This window comes from Marinobacter litoralis, assembly GCF_016427555.1.
In the GTDB taxonomy this organism is placed as follows: Bacteria; Pseudomonadota; Gammaproteobacteria; order Pseudomonadales; family Oleiphilaceae; genus Marinobacter; species Marinobacter litoralis_A.
The window spans coordinates 1609628-1627015 of record NZ_JAELVS010000001.1; the positions used below are offsets into that span (position 1 = coordinate 1609628).

The window sequence follows — 17388 nt, forward strand, 5'->3', positions numbered from 1 at the left end:
ATGCGCAGTGCGTTACGAAAATATGTTATCCGTTATCTTAGAGCGTTTAAGGATTTGGACGTAAGACTAAGAGAATGGCCGCTCTATGAGCTTTTTTCTTTTCATGTTTATAATGTTTTAAGAACCTTTCTGGGTATGCATAAATTGCCTTATCGGAAGGTTGTTGCTCATCATTATTTAAAATCATACCGGCATGTTAATGTTGAAGATAATTTGGCTCTTTTTGATTGCTTTTGGGGGAGAAAGGTTGGAGGTGACCCCTATGCAATTTATCGGGAGATGGTGAGAAAGAATCCTGAACTAAAGTGTATTTGGGTCTGTAATAAAGGTGTTTCTGTTCCCGATGATGTATCTGAAAATAAGTCGGTTTCGCTCGTAGCTCATGATAGTAAAGAATACGCTGAAGCTCTTTTGAGGGCAAAGTACCTTGTTTGTAATTCGAATTTTCTTCCATTCTTTGTTAAGAAGCCGGGTCAAATTTTTATAAATACATGGCACGGCACACCGATAAAGAAGCTTGGATTCGATATAGAGCAATCGCTCAGCCATTCGACAAATACACAGAGAAACTTTAATGTTGCTGACTTTATTCCAGTATCCAGTGATTATGAGAAAGATCATATAATAAAATCATATGGCGGTGCAGATTTTAAAAATAACGTCCATCTAGTAGGTGCGCCTAGATTGGACTTAACCATTTCTTCGAACCGATCTAGCATACTGAATAAGCTGGGAATCGATAGTCAACGTAAGATAGTGCTATACGCACCAACTTGGCGCGGTTCGATCGTGTCTGTTTCGTCTCAAATTGACGATCAGGTGGCTGCAATTGAAGCTATAAAAGAAAATCTAGGTGATGACGTTTATTTGTTTGTTTCGTTGCATCATCTGACAAAACAGAGGGTCAAGAATCTCTCGGTCAATGTCGATTTTGTCCCAGACAATATAGATATTAATGAGTTTTTGAGTTGCGTAGATGTTCTGATTTCAGATTATTCAAGCATTGTTATTGATTTTTTGGTTCTAGACAGGCCTGTGATTCTCTATGTTCCAGATTATGAGGAGTATCGCTCGGAACGCGGGCTTTATATCGATGTTGAAGACCTTCCTTGCTTAACCTGTTTTAATATTGAAGAGCTGGTTGTAGCGATCGGTTTAGATAAAAAACCATCGGAGTTTGGTGTATATTCGGGGCTTTTAAATAAAGTTATTCCGGTTGTCCAAGGGGATTCTTCTGAAAAAATTGTTTCTTCCGTTTTTTCTTCTACGTTTGATGGTTTTGAATCTCCTAGATCAAAATATAAGGTTCTAGTATATGCTGGATCCCTAAAGGAAAATGGAATTACATCAGCGTTCAAAAGTTTCGTAAGTTATCTCTCAGATAGAGATGTTGATGTCTATGTAGTTGTCGACCCACGTTATGAACGGAATATTCCCTCTTTCAGGTCGAATGTCGAGATAATCCGTGATAAGGCAGAGGTCATTCTGGCCAATGGGTTAGGTGCCACCCTTTCAGATGAGTATTTCGCTATTCGTAAATTACGAAGTGGCGGGCACGAACTAAGTGATGCCGAAGTGGCGAAATGTTTTAGCTACTTCGAAAGAGCGTCACTCAGGTTATTCTCGGATAGCTCTTTTGATTGTGCTATCGATTTTTCCGGCTATTCCTATTACTGGGCCTGGCTTATGGCATTCGCCCCTGCGAAGAGGAAGTTAATCTATCAACATAGTGATATGAAGGCTGAATTAGATAATCCCCATAGAGATCATGTGGGGTTGGAATCAGTTTTTAAAGCCTATCATCTGTACGACAGAGTGGTTTCAGTTTCAGCTGCGATCAAGTCGGTAAATGAGAGGGCTCTTTCAGGGTATTATCGGTCTGACTCGAGTATTTCGTCAGCTAATGTTATTGATTTTGAAACAATAGAAACGAAAGCAAATGTTCCAGTAGATTTTGTATGTCCAGAAATTGCAAACATTCCCTCTGAAACTGTGGTTTTCGTCTCCGTGTCTCGGCTGTCCCATGAGAAAAATGTTACCACCTTGATTGAAGCGTTCGCGCGACTTGCCCGTCAAAAGATTGATTCGGTTCTTGTGATCGTGGGTGACGGCAGTGCCTATGAAGAGTTATCGAGGTGTGCGGTTGCCAATGGGATCGATGATCGAATTATCTTTACGGGTAACCTGACGAACCCCTTCCCCGTTATGAAGAGGGCCGATTGCCTGATGTTTCCTTCTTATTATGAGGGGCAAGGTTTGGTGTTGCTGGAAGCTATGAGTTTGGGGACATTTTGTATCGGTAGTGATATACCGGCTGTAAGAGAAGTTCTGTCAGGAACAGGGTGTTGGGTTGTTCCGCCTCGAGTGGACAGCCTGGAGGATGCGATGCTTCGCTTCGTGAATGAACGGCCGGTTGCTATAAACTTTGATTCCGGTCAGTACGTGAAACAAGCGGGAAATGAGCTTTGGTCGGCACTTTTTGGTGCGCGATGAGATCAGTGTTCGGAGATTATGTGGAAGGACGGTTGTGGTAGATGTTGTTCAGGTAATCGGAGCGACGGGCTTCATTGGTGGACATGTTTATGAAGCTCTCTGTTCACGCTCCTATCCAGTTGTTGGAGTAGGGCGAAAATCCGTTGAATTTGCCAACGTTGACCCAAGTCTTCGTTTTCATTCAGATAGTTTGAAATGTGGGGACGGCACTGATGTTCGTATTGCGAAGAACGTCGGGACCGTAATTTTCTGCGCAGGAATGGCACATATCCAGAATCCTACGCCAGAAGACCTTGAACAATTTTTCGAAGCAAATTGCTATTTGCCTGTTCGCTACGCCAAAGCTGCGATCCGTTGTGGAGCTCGCCGTTTCATCTTTCTCAGTTCAATTGGCGTTCATGGAGAGAAAGGCAATGAACCCGTGTCAGAACGTTCGCCTTATGCGCCTTCGAACCACTATTCACGTTCGAAAATTCTCGCGGAACAGAAGCTGATCAAACTGTTTGAGGAGGCCGATTGTGAATTGGTGATCATTCGACCACCAATGGTTTATGGCCCCGAAGCGCCTGGAAACTTCTCGCGGGTGTCTTCGTTAGTCAAGACGGGGCTTCCTTTGCCTTTTGGGGGACTTAAGAATCAGCGGTCCTTTTTGTTTGTTGGCAATTTGGTTAGTTTTATAGTGCGCTGCATCGACCATCCGAATGCTGCTGGGCAGGTTTTTGTTGTTAGTGATGACGAGGATGTCAGCACGCGCGATTTTGTTCAGAAAATTGCGACAGCTCAGAAGCTTCGTTGTATTCTACTACCCCTTCCCTCGTGGTTTTTTAAAGTAGCCATGACTCTGATTGGCCAGGGCAAAGCGGCCGGTAAGTTAGCGGCGCCTTTGACCGTTGATTGTTCTCACGCAAAACGTTCATTGGGGTGGACGCCGCCTTATTCATTGGCCGAGGGTATACGGCTGAGTTTTCCAGATTAGCTTTAACGGTAGTTCAACAAGGATTGTTGCATGGTTAACTTAAAACACCATGGCGCTGTAGATGGCGTCACCGGCTCTTGCCACGAACTCAGTTTGTCCATAAATAACGAATCTTCGAAAGCCGGAATCCTCATAGACTGCGGCCTGTTCCAAGGCAATGAATCCAAAGGCCGCTCCACCGCTTCAGACCTGGCCATCGATTTCCCCATCGATCACATCCGCGCATTGGTGGTCACCCACGTTCATATCGATCATGTCGGCCGAATTCCCTACTTGTTAGCCGCAGGCTTCGATGGCCCCATCATTTGCTCCGAGCCTTCTGCTGTGATGCTCCCGGAAATTCTGGAAGATGCCCTGAAGATTGGTTTTACCCGGGACCGCCGATTAATCGAACGTGTATTGGGCGTGATTCGCCAGCGCCTGGTGCCGGTGCCTTATAACCAGTGGCACGCGGTATTCGATGAATCCGGCTGTTCGCTTTCGGTGCGTTTGCAAAGGGCAGGGCATATCTTGGGCTCGGCTTATGTGGAGTGTGATGCGCGCAGTGGTGAGCTTGAAGAGCGCATTGTGTTCAGTGGTGATCTTGGGGCGCCGCATTCGCCGTTGTTGCCAGAGCCGGTTTCGCCTGAACGCGCAGACCGCTTGGTGATTGAAAGCACCTACGGTGACAAGAACCATGAGGATCGCGAGACTCGCCGTTACCGTTTGAAAGCGGTGTTGGAACATGCGCTGCAAGATGGCGGTACGGTGTTGATTCCGGCGTTTAGTATTGGGCGGACCCAAGAGCTATTGTATGAGATTGAAGGGCTAATTACGGAGTTTGGCGGCGAGAAGCTTGGGCTTGGTGCGATTGGGGGCGGTCCTCGTGGGGACCGCCCCCGTAGCGAGAGCCGGAAGGCTATAAAGGGGTCGGCTAAAAAGGGGTCTGACCCTTCGGAGTCAGACCCCACCCAAAGCCTGACTTGGAGCAACCTCGAAGTGGTGGTGGATTCCCCGCTCGCCGCTGAATTCACCAACATCTACCGCCAACTTAAGCCGTTCTGGGATGAAGAAGCCCAAACACTCGTAAAATCGGGCCGCCATCCGCTGTCGTTCGAGCAGTTAACGGTGATCAATTCTCACGATGATCATCTGAATGCCGTAGAATACTTCGCCAAATCTTACCGCCCATGTGTTGTATTGGCGGGTTCCGGCATGTGCGCCGGTGGTCGGGTGGTGAATTATTTAAAAGCCATGCTGGGCGATGAACGCAATGATGTGTTGTTCGTGGGCTATCAGGCTGCCGGCACACCGGGGCGGGATATATTGACCTACGGCCCGAAAGGCGGCTGGGTTGAGCTGGATGGTGAACGTTACGACATCCGCGCCAAAGTGCATCAGGTGAGCGGCTATTCCGCCCACGCCGGCCAAGACGATTTATTGCGGTTTATTGATGGCATACCAGTACCGCCCAATGAAATCCGCATCGTACACGGTGATGACGATGCAAAGGCAGCGTTCAAACACGAACTAGAGGCGCGCTTGCCCAACACACAAATTTTAATACCTGGGGTCAGACCCCCAGACATTTGACTGATTGAAATGTATCCGGGGTCTGACCCCAATCATGGTTTGGAGGAGTGATGAAGAAGATTGCGGTTGTAGGTTTGGGCTATGTGGGTTTACCACTGGCTGCGGCGTTTGGTGAGAAGCGTGAGGTGGTGGGATTTGATATCAACACCAAGCGTATTGAAGAGCTGAAGGATGGCGTGGATTTCACTCGTGAGCTGTCCAGCGAAGAGTTGGCAACCGCAACGCAATTGACGTTTACGGATTCTGTGGAAGGGATTGCGGATTGTCAGGTATATATTGTGACGGTACCGACTCCGATTGATGAATTTAAAACGCCGGACCTGACCCCTCTCGTCAAAGCCAGCGAAACCGTAGGCAAGGTGCTGAAGCAGGGCGACATCGTTATTTACGAATCCACCGTATACCCGGGCGCCTCGGAAGAAGTCTGTGTACCGGTTTTGGAGAAAGTATCAGGCCTTGAGTTCAATAAAGACTTCTTCGCCGGTTATAGCCCAGAGCGCATTAATCCGGGCGATAAAGCGCACCGCGTTACGACCATTATGAAAGTAACGTCTGGCTCCACGCCGGAAGTTGCCGAAGAAGTGGATGCGTTGTATGCAGATATTATTACTGCCGGTACGCATAAGGCCAGTTCTATTAAAGTGGCTGAAGCTGCAAAGGTGATTGAAAACACCCAGCGTGATTTGAACATTGCGTTGATGAATGAGTTGTCTATGATTTTCGCCAAGCTGGGTATTGATACTCATGAAGTATTGGCGGCAGCGGGAACTAAGTGGAACTTCTTGCCCTTTAAGCCAGGTTTGGTGGGTGGCCACTGTATTGGTGTGGACCCATATTATTTGACGCACAAAGCCCAGGCTATTGGTTATCACCCGGAAATTATTCTGGCGGGTCGTCGTGTTAACGACAATATGGGGCCGTATGCCGCTTCTGAGTTGGTTAAAGCCATGATTAAAAATGGCCAGGCGGTTTCCGGCGCGAAAGTGTTGGTGATGGGGCTGACGTTTAAAGAGAATTGCCCGGATTTGCGCAATACCCGCGTGGTTGATGTGATCGAAGAGCTGAGGGATTATAACTGCGAAGTGCACGTAACCGACTGCTGGGCAGACAATGCCGAAGCGGAAGAAGAATACGGGATTTCGTTGGTGGATAAACCAGCCGAAGGCTATTACGACGCAGTATTCCTGGCCGTACCGCATAATGAATATGCGAGCATGAGTGCCCAGCAATTGCGAGCGTTCACAAAAGATAGCGGTATTCTTTTTGACCTGAAGGGCGTTTTGCCGTTAGGTGATGCGGATATTCGATTGTAATAATCAAGGCTGTCTTATTTTTAAAAAAAGCCGACCAATGTGTCGGCTTTTTTTGTAATTATTAATTAATCTTCTTTACGAGTGCCCGATTTATTTATTATTATGCGGCCTGACTTTCCGGTCATGTTTTTTTTGTTTAAATCATCCGATATAAGGCCTTACTTTCATGGCGAAGATCAACGATTACTATCAGAAAAAACAGCTTATGGAAAAGCTTGCGGCAGAGCTGGAGCAGCTCGAAAACGACCAGGCGCTTAAGCGCGAGTTGGAATTTGAAAATAAAGTTCGTGATTTGATGACCGAATACGACAAATCACCAAAGCATGTATTGCAGATTCTTGCCGCGATTGATCCATCTATTGCCGGCGCAAAAGCGGAAACAGCCACAGGTACTCGTGCCAAGCGCCCGATGAAGACCTACAAAAACCCGCATACCGGTGAAGTGGTTAAAACCCGCGGCGGTAACCACAAAACTCTGAACGAGTGGCGTGAGAAGTACGGTAAAGAAGCGGTACAGAGCTGGCAGCAGCAGGACTAAATCGCTTTACTTAACCCCTTTCCCGATATGGGGAAGGGGTTATGAATAAATCATCACCTTATTTCGCCCTCCCTCTTTCGCTCTGTACAACGCCTTATCCGCCTCCTGCATCCACTGCATGTAATTTTCCGGCTCACCCGTTAATTGTGCGATGCCCATGCTGATGGTGTATTGAATATCGCCCGCCGTGGTACTGACGGTACTTTGCTCGATGCTTTCTCGTATGCGTTCGCACAATATGCGCGCGTTCTCTGCATCGGTTTCCGGCAGAATGAGGCCGAATTCTTCCCCGCCGTAACGGCCGGCGGAATCGGATTGGCGGATGCTGTCGCGGGTGACTTGTGCGGTGTGGCGGATCACATAATCTCCGGCCAGGTGGCCGTAGGTATCGTTCACTGATTTGAAGTGGTCGATGTCGAACATCACCAGGGTGGTGGTTTGGCCGTAGCGCCCGTAGCGTTCGAATTCTGCATCCACCAGGTTTTCCCAGGTGCCCCGGTTCAGCAAGCCGGTTAGCCGGTCGGTCATGCTCAGTTTGGCCAGCTGTTCGTTCGCCCGTTCCAGTGCCCGTTTGCTACTGGCGAATTCGGTGACGTCGTAAATCAGCAGGCAGACTTTATCGACTTTGCCGGCCGAGTTGGTGAGCGGGCTGATGGTGAGGTTCTGATACATGAACTCTTCGGTGCCGGTGATTGGCCGGGCATTGCGAAACCGGAACAGGTAAGGGCGCTGTTCCCATGACGTGAAGGCGCGGGTATTCAGTGTGGTGACGGCATCCACTTTGCGGGTGAGCCAGGCTTTGGGAATATCGGGAAAGGCGGTGAATATTTGCTGACCGCGGATTTTGCTGGCGGTGATACCGCTGTGGTTTTCCATGAAGCCGTTCCACGCTTGCACACGGAAATCGAGGTCCAGAACCACAAGGCCCACCTCAACCGTTTCAATCATGTCGGCCAGCCAGTGGAAGGCATCTGCGTTTTGTGAATCAAAAGCCATGGTCAGTCCACCAGATATTCGAGACGTTTTTCCAGAAAGGGCACGGAGTCTTCGGTAAACAGCACCAGCATGTCACAGCGAATATCCCGGTTTTCGATGGTGTAGCAGATCTCCAGACACAGCAACTGTTCTTCCCGGCTGCTGTGGTGTTCCAGCAGTTCGTTGATAGGGCGGTGCTGGCCCAGGACGGTCGGGTGGCTCAGGCCGAGTTTGATATCGAGCTGGTCACTCACGCCGTTCAGGAAAGCCCCAAACAGGATGCTGGACATGTCCATCAACACTTCCACATCAATGGCGTCGCCTTCCACGCCTTCGTAATGCAGCAGCTCGGCCATTTCTTCGAAGCTGGCGTCATCGAATAAAAGCAGCGCCTCACCAGCCAGGCCCGAGCCGGTGAACCCCTGACAAACGGCCGAGAAGGTATTGCCGGCCTCGGCAGAGGAAATTGCCATGTGAAGCTCGGAGCTGGCGATAAAAGCGACTTTCGGAACGGGCTGTTTGACGAATACCCTCAGCAATCGGGCCAGTAGATCAGACGACCGGCCCATAGCGACGTTGGCGGTTTCCTGCAGGTATTCGGTGAGGCTGACTGAAATTTCCGGGGTGTGGCTTGGCTTGGAAAATGAGGGGCTCTTTGCTGCTAACGCAGACAGTTCTTCTGGCCTGAAAAAACCGTACTCCTGCAATAACGCGCCGACGAGTTCGGTGCTTGTCGGCTTTTTGATGAAATCGATGGCACCCAGTTTGCGCACCCGCTCCCGCGCCTCCGGCTGGATATCACCAGACACCACGATGGTGAGCACGGGCAGGTCGTCTTTGCGAATCTGTTCCAAAACCTGATAACCGTCTAACCCCGGCATGTTCAGGTCAAGAAACAAAAGCTCCGCTTCGCCCTTACGCAGAATACTCAGCGCCTCTTCACCCTCTTGGGCAAACAGCACACCGTCTGCCAAACCAAGCGGCAGTGCTCGGGCCATTTGCTTACGGGCGAGCGCGGAATCGTCGCATATCAGGATTTTGGTGCTCATGGTGTGTAGTGTGCTGCCCGATTCGGTAGGTGGCAAGAGTAACTTACGTTAATGTGTCGATATATACTACGTTTCGGTGGTTCGGGTTTGTGAGGTAACGCACTCTATTGTCAGTCGGCTCTCGGCTATAGTGTTCGCGTGCTAAAAAAACAAATAGAGACACGATCTATGATTAAGCGAGCGTACGGATACGCTGCCCTTACTCTGTTCTGCGCGGGTATGGCGTCTGTTGCCCAAGCGGAATTGGCTCCCATTTCTGACGACGCAATGGGCGATGTGACCGGGCAGGCGTTTATGCAGGTTGAAAACATCGCTGGCCAAAATCACGATTTTACCCGGATGTCATTAGGCATCGATGTGGAAACACGGGTGAATGTGGATGAGGTGAAAGTCGGCGAACTCAATGCCGGTACAGACTTCGCGGCGACACATCTTGCGCTGGGGCACATTGCACGTGTCGATGGCGAAACATATAACGGCGTAACCTACAATGCAGGGGACGACGTGCCCTTCGAAGCTCGGCGCCCCTATATCGAGCTGGCAGAAGATGCCGCCGGTCTGGCCGGCTTCCGGATGGGCTTTCACGAGGCACGGGGGTCGGTTTCTTCCAATACCACCAGCTTTAGCGGCAACATCGGCATGAAGATCGAGTCTTTCGGCCAAGTGTATGACGCACAGTTGTTCCAGGGGCCGGGTGGTCCTGCGACCGATTATCGTGCAACCCACATCGGCTTAAAGCCAAACAATCCGAATCAGATTGCCGGGTGCAACGTGAGTGCAACCTTGGCCAACTGTGCACCGCTCACCCAGCTGCGCTCATTGGATATTGGCGAAGATTCCGGTCAGGAAGGTGTCGCTGGGTTTACCGATGGTTTCTTTGTGGGTTTTCAGCGGGATGATGGTGTGGCCTGGCAAACACTGGATGGCATGAGCTCTATCAGCGTTGGCAAAGGTGTATACATCAACCTGCCTACAAACATGACCGTGAAATTGGAGCAATTGACCGGCCCTGGCATCGACCGCCGTCGTACCCATCAGGTGGATATGGGGACTAAGTTGTTTTGATTTTGTTAGACTCCTGCTATTCATTCACACGGTGGGAGTCTTCCTTTGATCCGCTCTTTTTACTGGCACGATTACGAAACCTTCGGTGTAGATCCTCTGCATGACCGGCCCTCCCAGTTTGCCGGAGTTCGCACCGATGCGGATCTGAACGTGATCGAAGACCCATTGGTGATTTACTGCAAACCAACGGACGACTACCTGCCTGCCCCTGAAGCCTGTTTGATTACCGGCATCACCCCGCAAAAAGCTCTGGAAGATGGCTTCCCCGAAGCGGAATTCATTGCGCAGATTAACGAAGCCTTCAGTCAACCCGGTACCTGCGTGGTGGGGTATAACAGCTTGCGTTTTGATGACGAAGTCACCCGCAACACCCTATACCGCAACTTGCGTGACCCCTATGCCCGGGAATGGCAGAACGGCAATTCCCGGTGGGACATCATTGACATGGTGCGGCTGACCTACGCGCTGCGCCCGGAAGGCATCAACTGGCCCCGTAAAGAAGACGGCAGCCCCAGCTTCCGTTTGGAAGAACTTACAGCGGCCAACGGAATTGCCCACGAAGCGGCCCACGATGCGATGTCGGATGTTTGGGCGACCATTGCCGTGGCCAAACTGATTAAAGAGAAGCAGCCCAAGCTGTTTGATTTTGTTCTGAAGAACAAAGACAAACACGCGGCGCGCCAAATGCTGGACACCGCCACCATGAAACCGGTGTTCCACATCTCCGCCAAATTCCCGGCCAGCCGAGGCTGCTGTGCGCTGGTTGCGCCTTTGGCGGAACACCCCACCAATAAAAATCAGGTCATCGTTTACGACCTGCGCGAAGACCCAACGGAGCTCATCAACGCCACGCCGGAGCAGATTCAGGAGCGGGTGTTTACCTCACAAGCCGAGCTGGGTGAGGGCGTAGCGCGCTTCCCCCTGAAAGGCATTCAGGTGAACAAGTGCCCGGTACTGGCTCCGGCCAATATGCTGTCTACCCTTTCCAAAGAACGCTTGGCGGAATTGGAGCTGGATGGCGATGTGCTGCGCGCCAACTTGGCCAAACTGCGAAACGCCCCGGACTTGCCGGCTCGTATTGCACAAGCCTTCGACCGCAGCTTTGAAGGCAGTGACCTGACCGACCCGGACGAACAACTCTACGCCGGCGGCTTTATCAGCAACGCCGACCGAGAGCGGCTGAAAGATCTGATCGCCCAACCGGTAGAGGCATTAGGCGAGCAAGAGGTGCGGTTTGATGATGAGCGTTTAAGCGAGATGCTTTTCCGCTACCGAGCCCGAAATTACCCGAACACCCTGAGCGGCGAAGAAATGGAACGTTGGGAAGCCTTCAGAACCGAACGCCTGATGAACCCGAAGAAGGGCTGGCGCTCACTGGAAGCCTATGGGCTGGAATTACAGCGCCTTGCGAGTGACCCGGAGCTGACGCCGCGGAACCGGCAGATCCTGGAGGATTTGCATTTGTATGGGGAGTCTTTGATTCCTTATATGTGAAAACGGGGGCCAAACTGGCCCCCGTTTTATTTTGTTGATTCTTTTGAAATCAAAGGTTTCACGCTAGACTCGGAAAGGTTGTGTATAGATATATTGAGCTGCCCGTTTTGGAAGGAAGGTATGAGCGAACTCCTGGAGTTACTGGGGCGAGAAAAAGAATTATTCATTGAGGATCTGCAGCGCCATGAAACGAAGCTTTCGGCAGAAGTAGTGCGTTCTCGTTTTCTGGTGCTTGGAGGCGCTGGCTCCATTGGCCAGGCGGTCGTTCGGGAAATTTTCAAGCGCAATCCCCTTAAACTCCATGTGGTGGATATTTCCGAGAATAACTTGGTTGAATTGGTCCGAGATATTCGCAGTCAGTTTGGGTATATCCAGGGAGACTTTCGGACTTTCGCTCTCGATATAGGTTCGGTGGAGTATGACGCGTATTTTGCCGCGGAAGGCCAGTTTGACTACATATTGAACCTCTCAGCTCTAAAGCATGTGCGTAGCGAGAAAGATCCCTACACGTTGATGCGCATGGTCGATGTTAATGTGTTTAATACGGACAAAACCTTGAAGCAGGCAATTGATGCCGGCGTGAAAAAGTACTTTTGCGTGTCTACTGACAAGGCGGCTAATCCGGTTAACATGATGGGTGCCTCCAAGCGCATTATGGAAATGTTCTTAATGCGTAGAAGTTTGCAGATTGACATTTCCACTGCTCGTTTTGCCAATGTTGCTTTTTCTGATGGGTCTTTACTGCACGGTTTTAACCAAAGGTTGGAAAAACATCAGCCTATTGTTGCACCAGATGACGTGCGCAGATATTTCGTGACACCAAAAGAGTCCGGCGAGCTTTGTTTGATGAGTTGCATCTTTGGAGGCAATCGCGACATCTTCTTTCCCAAGTTAAGTGAAGATCTGCATTTGGTTTCCTTTGCTGATATCGCCCGGAAATACCTCAAAGCTAAAGGTCTGGAGCCGGTATTGTGCGCCGATGAAGATGAAGCACGGGCACGCGCTAAAGCGGTTCCTGTGCAAGGCAAGTGGCCTTGCCTGTTTACCTCTAGTGACACTACTGGCGAGAAAGATTTCGAGGAGTTTTTTACCGATCAGGAATCACTGGATATGACTCGCTTTAATGAGATAGGCATCGTTCAAAATGAGCCGGAATTCGACGGGCAGCGTTTGGAAGAGTTCGAGGCGCAAATTGCCGCCATGAAACAGAAGCTAGTCTGGAGCAGGCAGGATCTCGTCGAATTGTTCCACCGCATGATTCCGGGTTTCGGTCATAAAGAAACCGGGAAATACCTCGATAGTAAGATGTGAGGTTGCTTTGAGCGGTAAATCGACTATGTCGCGTAGAATCGGAATCTTTGGGACGTCGGGAATGGCCCGGGAAGCCGGCGATATAGCATGGGCGCTTAATCTAGAGCCAGTCTTCATCGCCCGAGATGAGGCAGAACGGCGTGAGTGTGGATTCTCGCATCAGGTCATTCTGGAGCAAGATGTTCTGGACTATACCGCAATGCCTTTTGTGATTGGTATTGGGGAAAATTCCATTCGCAGAGCCATTGCAGAGCGTTTTAAAGAGTCGCTCAGGTTCACCAACCTCGTCCATCCAAGTGCTACGTTTGGCTTTTCTCAAAGGGAGGCTATCGATCGAGGGAAGGGCATCGTCGTTGCTGCCGGTACCCGTTTTACCAGCGGGATAAGTGTGGGTGATTTCTGCATATTTAATCAGAACACCACCATTGCCCATGACTGTGTTGTGGAAAGTTATGTGCATGTAGCTCCTGGTGCTAATGTTTCCGGTAACGTGCATTTGAAAAGCGGTTGTTGGGTGGGGGCGGGTGCAGTGGTAAATCAAGGCAGTTATGCGAAGAAACGTGTGGTTGGTGAAAATGCCACGATCGGATCCGGGGCGGTTGTTATTCGCGATTGTGAAGCCAACGCAGTTTACGCGGGTGTACCGGCAAAGAGGATCAAATGAAGACGCTTATTATTGCTGAAGCCGGTGTTAACCATAATGGCGATATGGCCTTGGCGAAAAGGCTGATTGCGGCGGCGGCCGAGGCGGGCGCTGATCTTGTCAAGTTTCAGACGTTTATTGCCGCGAACATCATTTCTCGAAGCGCGCCCAAGGCAGAGTATCAGAAAGGCGCGACAGATCCCCGGGAGTCGCAACAGGAGATGGTGCGTAAGCTGGAATTAACCCGCGATAACCACTTGGAGCTGATCGCAGAATGCGAAAAGCAGGGTATAGGGTTCTTTTCCACTGCGTTTGATAAAGACAGCATTGACCTGCTTGAGGAGTTGGGGGGCGCAGAGATTGTAAAGGCACCTTCCGGCGAGCTGACCAACCTCCCGTACCTTCGCTATCTGACCCGTCACGGTAAGCGAGTGTTGCTTTCAACCGGTATGGCAAACTTGGGCGAGATCGAAGCTGCGATCAATGTTGTGGAGCAGGCGGGCACTCCCAGAGAGAAAATTACTGTCTTGCATTGCACCACGGAATACCCCGCGCCGATGGAGGACGTGAACCTTCGTGCTATGACCAGCATTGGAGAGGCGTTTGGAGTGCCTGTGGGTTATTCGGACCACACGTCGGGTATCGAGGTGCCGATAGCTGCGGTAGCTCTGGGAGCGACTGTGATTGAAAAACATTTCACCCTGGATAGGAATCTTCCAGGTCCCGATCACCGGGCCAGCCTGGAGCCCGATGAGCTAAAAGCCATGGTCCGGGGTATTAGGAATATTGAGAGAGCAATGGGGGATGGCATAAAACGACCGAGTCCGAGCGAACTCAAGAACAAACCCATTGCCCGCAAGTCGCTCGTGGCGGCTCGCCCTATTAAAGCTGGCGAACGCTTCAGTGAAGACAACTTGATGGCGAAACGCCCGGGCACCGGTATTTCCCCCATGCGATGGGATGATGTTATCGGGCGAGAAGCACCTCGGGATTTCGGCGAAGACGAGATGATCGAGCTATGAGTCGTAAGGTCTGTGTCGTTACCGGTACCCGGGCTGAGTTCGGGTTGTTGCGCTGGCTGATGGATGAGATTCAGAAGCACCCTCGGTTGGAATTGCAGTTGGTTGCGACTGGAATGCATCTTTCTCCTGAGTTCGGCTCTACATACCGGGAAATTGAAGAAGCCGGTTTTCAGATCGATGCCAGAGTGGAAATGCTTCTGAGCTCCGACACGAGCACGGCGATTACCAAATCCATGGGGCTGGGAGTGATCGGGTTTGCCGATGCATACGAGCGACTAGCACCTGATATCGTGGTGATACTGGGAGACCGTTTCGAAATATTTGCGGCCGCTTCCGCCGCTACGATTGCAGGCATCCCGGTTGCGCACCTTCATGGTGGCGAGACAACCGAAGGTGCTTTCGACGAAGCCATACGTCATTCCATTACGAAGATGTCTCATCTGCATTTTGTAGCGGCAGATGAGTACCGCCGACGTGTTATTCAGCTTGGTGAGCACCCTGAAAGAGTATTTAACTTTGGTGGAATGGGAATCGATGCGATAAAACGCATCAAGTTACTTAACCGGGGCGAATTGGAGCATTCGCTGGGGCTTGGTTTTGGCGAAAAGAACTTGTTGATTACTTTTCACCCGGTAACTCTCGAAGGTGATCCCAGCTCTTTAGCCCAGATGGGGGAGCTTTTGGCTGCACTGAATAATCTCAAAGATACTACGCTGATCTTTACCATGCCTAACGCCGACACTGGCAGTAGGGAACTCAGCGCAATGGTAACCGAGTACGCTGAGTCGCATTCGAACGCGAGAGTTTATGCTTCACTTGGTCAACTTAAATATTTCTCCTGTCTTGCCCAGGTAGATGGGGTGGTTGGAAACTCTTCGAGTGGTTTGTTGGAAGCTCCATCCTTTAAGGTCGGCACCGTTAATATCGGCGATCGCCAGAAAGGCCGGCTGAAAGCCAGCAGCGTTATTGACTGTGAGCCACGCCGTGAAGCCATAGGCCAGGCATTGACAACGCTCTACTCAAGCGACTTTCAGGATAGTCTTACTTCGGTGTCAAACCCTTATGGGGAGGGCGGTGCTAGCAAAGCGATCGTCAAAGTGATTGCAGAGTATCCACTGGAAAATATTCGCAAGAAACAGTTTTATAACGTGTCAGCGGATGATTTCGCCTAACTTTCGGAGCCACCTATGAAGCCTTGGCATAAAGCCCTTGTAAACAGTGACGTTACCTTGGAGCGCGCCATTGAAGTTCTTGATAAGGCGGCCCTGCGTATTGCTTTGGTGGTCGGCGAAGACAATAGGTTAATGGGTACACTGACAGACGGTGACGTACGCAGGGCGCTGTTAAAACAATTGCCGCTGGAAACGCCTGTTGATCAGGTTATGAATTCTCAGCCAAAAACAGCGTCACAATCGTGGACGCAAAGTCGAATTCTGGCGGTCATGGAGCAGCATGAGTTGCTGCAGTTGCCTTTGGTGGATGGCGAGGGCCGGGTTGTCGGGTTGATTAATCTACACGATATCCTGAATCAGAATCGCCGCGATAATCCGGTGTTTTTGATGGCAGGAGGTTTCGGAACGCGCTTGCGCCCGCTGACCAGCCAATGCCCGAAACCCATGCTCAAGGTGGGTGATAAACCCATACTCGAGAACATACTAATGAGCTTTGTGGAAGCGGGCTTCCACCGCTTTTACATTTCTACGCATTACATGCCGGACGTTATTCGCGACTACTTCGGAGACGGTGAGAAATGGGGCGTCAACATTAAGTATGTGCATGAAGATCAGCCGTTAGGAACTGGGGGAGCGCTCGGGTTACTGCCTCATGATGAAATAGACCAGCCGCTGTTCATGATGAATGGTGATTTACTGACAACGCTGAACCTACACGGTTTTCTGGAGTTTCACGACGAGAACCGCGGTGTCGCCACCATGTGTGTGCGGGAATACGAGCATCAGGTGCCCTACGGGGTAATCACGAGTGAGGGTACTCAGATTAAGTCCATGGTAGAGAAGCCGGTTCATCGATTCTTTGTGAATGCAGGGATTTATTTGCTGGACCCAACACTGGTGAAGAGTGTTAAACCCGGTACTCGGATTGACATGCCAACACTACTAGAGCAGCAAATTGATGAGGGAAAGGTTGTAAATATGTTCCCGATTCACGAGTACTGGTTGGACATTGGCCGGATGGATGACTTTCAGAGAGCGCAAACTGAAGCGCAGAGCACGCTGAATGGCTGATTTTGGAAAAACGCTGGTTGTCATACCAGCGCGGGGTGGAAGTAAGCGTCTGCCCCGAAAAAACCTGTTGCCCTTAGGCGGCAAGCCTATGATTTGCTGGACCATTGAGGCCGCGCTAGCAGCAAATTTGGGCGCGCGTATTTTGGTGACTAGCGATGACGAGGAGATTCTTGAGATTGCTCGCCAGTACCGATCCCAGGGGGTCGCAGCCCATAAGCGACCGTCAAAGCTCGCGACGGATACAGCATCCACCGTTGATGTGTTAATTGATGCTGTGCACGCTGAGCGCCGTGTAGGCTGTGACCCTGAAACGGTCGTGTTGCTGCAGCCAACGTCGCCTCTCCGTAACGCCGGTGATATCCGGGATGCATTGGAGTGTTTTCGTGAGAATGGCCAAAACAATACGGTAGTGACCGTTTGCGAGGTTGATCACCCGACTGCCTGGACAGGGACGATAGGTGACGGCTGTAAGCTAGAAGGCATAGACCTTAGCGGAAAGCGTTCGCAAGATTATCAGAAAGAATACCGTTTAAATGGAGCGGTTTATGTTGCCCAGGTGAGCATGCTGCTTACGACTAAAAGCCTGTTTAGCGAGTCATTAATTGCTTCAGTTATGCCGCGGGAACGCTCGTTGGATATTGATGATGAGCTCACGTTCAAGGTTTGTGAGGCGGTTTTTGACAGACTGTAGAGG

The 17388-nt window shown here is 50.6% G+C and carries 15 protein-coding genes; 13 read left to right on the top strand and 2 right to left on the bottom strand.

Going from position 1 to position 17388, the window contains the following annotated elements:
• The 5 genes from JAO79_RS07455 (at window position 1) to JAO79_RS07475 (ending at window position 6892) form a co-directional block, all read left to right on the top strand.
• Complete coding sequence (locus JAO79_RS07455) at window positions 1-2493, top strand: glycosyltransferase (RefSeq protein ID WP_199006543.1); 2493 nt, start codon at window positions 1-3, stop codon at window positions 2491-2493.
• Between the two features lie 34 nt (window positions 2494-2527).
• On the top strand, window positions 2528-3469 hold the full coding sequence (locus tag JAO79_RS07460) for an NAD-dependent epimerase/dehydratase family protein (RefSeq protein ID WP_199006544.1): 942 nt from the start codon (window positions 2528-2530) through the stop codon (window positions 3467-3469).
• Window positions 3470-3499: 30 nt separating this feature from the next.
• On the top strand, window positions 3500-5041 hold the full coding sequence (locus JAO79_RS07465; RefSeq protein WP_199006545.1) for an MBL fold metallo-hydrolase RNA specificity domain-containing protein: 1542 nt from the start codon (window positions 3500-3502) through the stop codon (window positions 5039-5041).
• Between the two features lie 50 nt (window positions 5042-5091).
• Window positions 5092-6354 carry a Vi polysaccharide biosynthesis UDP-N-acetylglucosamine C-6 dehydrogenase TviB gene (gene tviB / locus JAO79_RS07470; protein WP_199006546.1) on the top strand — a complete coding sequence of 421 codons (1263 nt, stop codon included), beginning with the start codon at window positions 5092-5094 and terminating at the stop codon, window positions 6352-6354.
• 166 nt (window positions 6355-6520) lie between these two features.
• On the top strand, window positions 6521-6892 hold the full coding sequence (locus JAO79_RS07475) for a histone-like nucleoid-structuring protein, MvaT/MvaU family (RefSeq protein WP_199006547.1): 372 nt from the start codon (window positions 6521-6523) through the stop codon (window positions 6890-6892).
• A gap of 39 nt (window positions 6893-6931) precedes the next feature.
• Here JAO79_RS07475 and JAO79_RS07480 read toward each other — a convergent pair whose 3' ends face one another.
• Window positions 6932-7888: a GGDEF domain-containing protein gene (locus JAO79_RS07480; protein ID WP_199006548.1), complete on the bottom strand. Its 957-nt coding sequence runs from the start codon at window positions 7886-7888 to the stop codon at window positions 6932-6934.
• Window positions 7889-7890: 2 nt separating this feature from the next.
• Window positions 7891-8916 carry a response regulator gene (locus JAO79_RS07485; RefSeq protein ID WP_199006549.1) on the bottom strand — a complete coding sequence of 342 codons (1026 nt, stop codon included), beginning with the start codon at window positions 8914-8916 and terminating at the stop codon, window positions 7891-7893.
• Between the two features lie 168 nt (window positions 8917-9084).
• On the opposite strand from JAO79_RS07485, the gene JAO79_RS07490 reads away from it, so the two are divergent.
• The 8 genes from JAO79_RS07490 (at window position 9085) to JAO79_RS07525 (ending at window position 17385) form a co-directional block, all read left to right on the top strand.
• Window positions 9085-9981, top strand: coding sequence for a hypothetical protein (locus JAO79_RS07490; protein WP_199006550.1), 897 nt, complete (start codon window positions 9085-9087; stop codon window positions 9979-9981).
• Between the two features lie 45 nt (window positions 9982-10026).
• Window positions 10027-11475 (top strand): exodeoxyribonuclease I, encoded by a 1449-nt coding sequence (gene sbcB / locus JAO79_RS07495; RefSeq protein WP_199006551.1) that lies wholly within the window; start codon window positions 10027-10029, stop codon window positions 11473-11475.
• A gap of 120 nt (window positions 11476-11595) precedes the next feature.
• A complete protein-coding gene (locus tag JAO79_RS07500; protein ID WP_199006552.1) occupies window positions 11596-12786 on the top strand; it encodes a UDP-N-acetylglucosamine 4,6-dehydratase in 1191 nt (396 codons plus the stop codon).
• A 25-nt stretch (window positions 12787-12811) separates the two neighbouring features.
• On the top strand, window positions 12812-13450 hold the full coding sequence (locus JAO79_RS07505; protein ID WP_227664348.1) for a NeuD/PglB/VioB family sugar acetyltransferase: 639 nt from the start codon (window positions 12812-12814) through the stop codon (window positions 13448-13450).
• A complete protein-coding gene (gene neuB / locus JAO79_RS07510) occupies window positions 13447-14451 on the top strand; it encodes an N-acetylneuraminate synthase (RefSeq protein WP_199006554.1) in 1005 nt (334 codons plus the stop codon). Before JAO79_RS07505 ends, neuB begins: the two co-directional genes overlap by 4 nt.
• Window positions 14448-15623, top strand: a complete 1176-nt coding sequence (neuC, locus tag JAO79_RS07515; RefSeq protein WP_199006555.1) for a UDP-N-acetylglucosamine 2-epimerase — start codon at window positions 14448-14450, stop codon at window positions 15621-15623. Before neuB ends, neuC begins: the two co-directional genes overlap by 4 nt.
• Window positions 15624-15638: 15 nt before the next feature.
• A complete protein-coding gene (locus tag JAO79_RS07520; protein WP_199006556.1) occupies window positions 15639-16694 on the top strand; it encodes a nucleotidyltransferase family protein in 1056 nt (351 codons plus the stop codon).
• The gene (locus tag JAO79_RS07525) at window positions 16687-17385 is read left to right on the top strand and encodes a cytidylyltransferase domain-containing protein (protein WP_199006557.1); all 699 of its coding nucleotides are present in this window, start codon (window positions 16687-16689) and stop codon (window positions 17383-17385) included. The genes JAO79_RS07520 and JAO79_RS07525 overlap by 8 nt, the downstream gene beginning before the upstream one ends.
• Window positions 17386-17388: the final 3 nt, after the last annotated feature.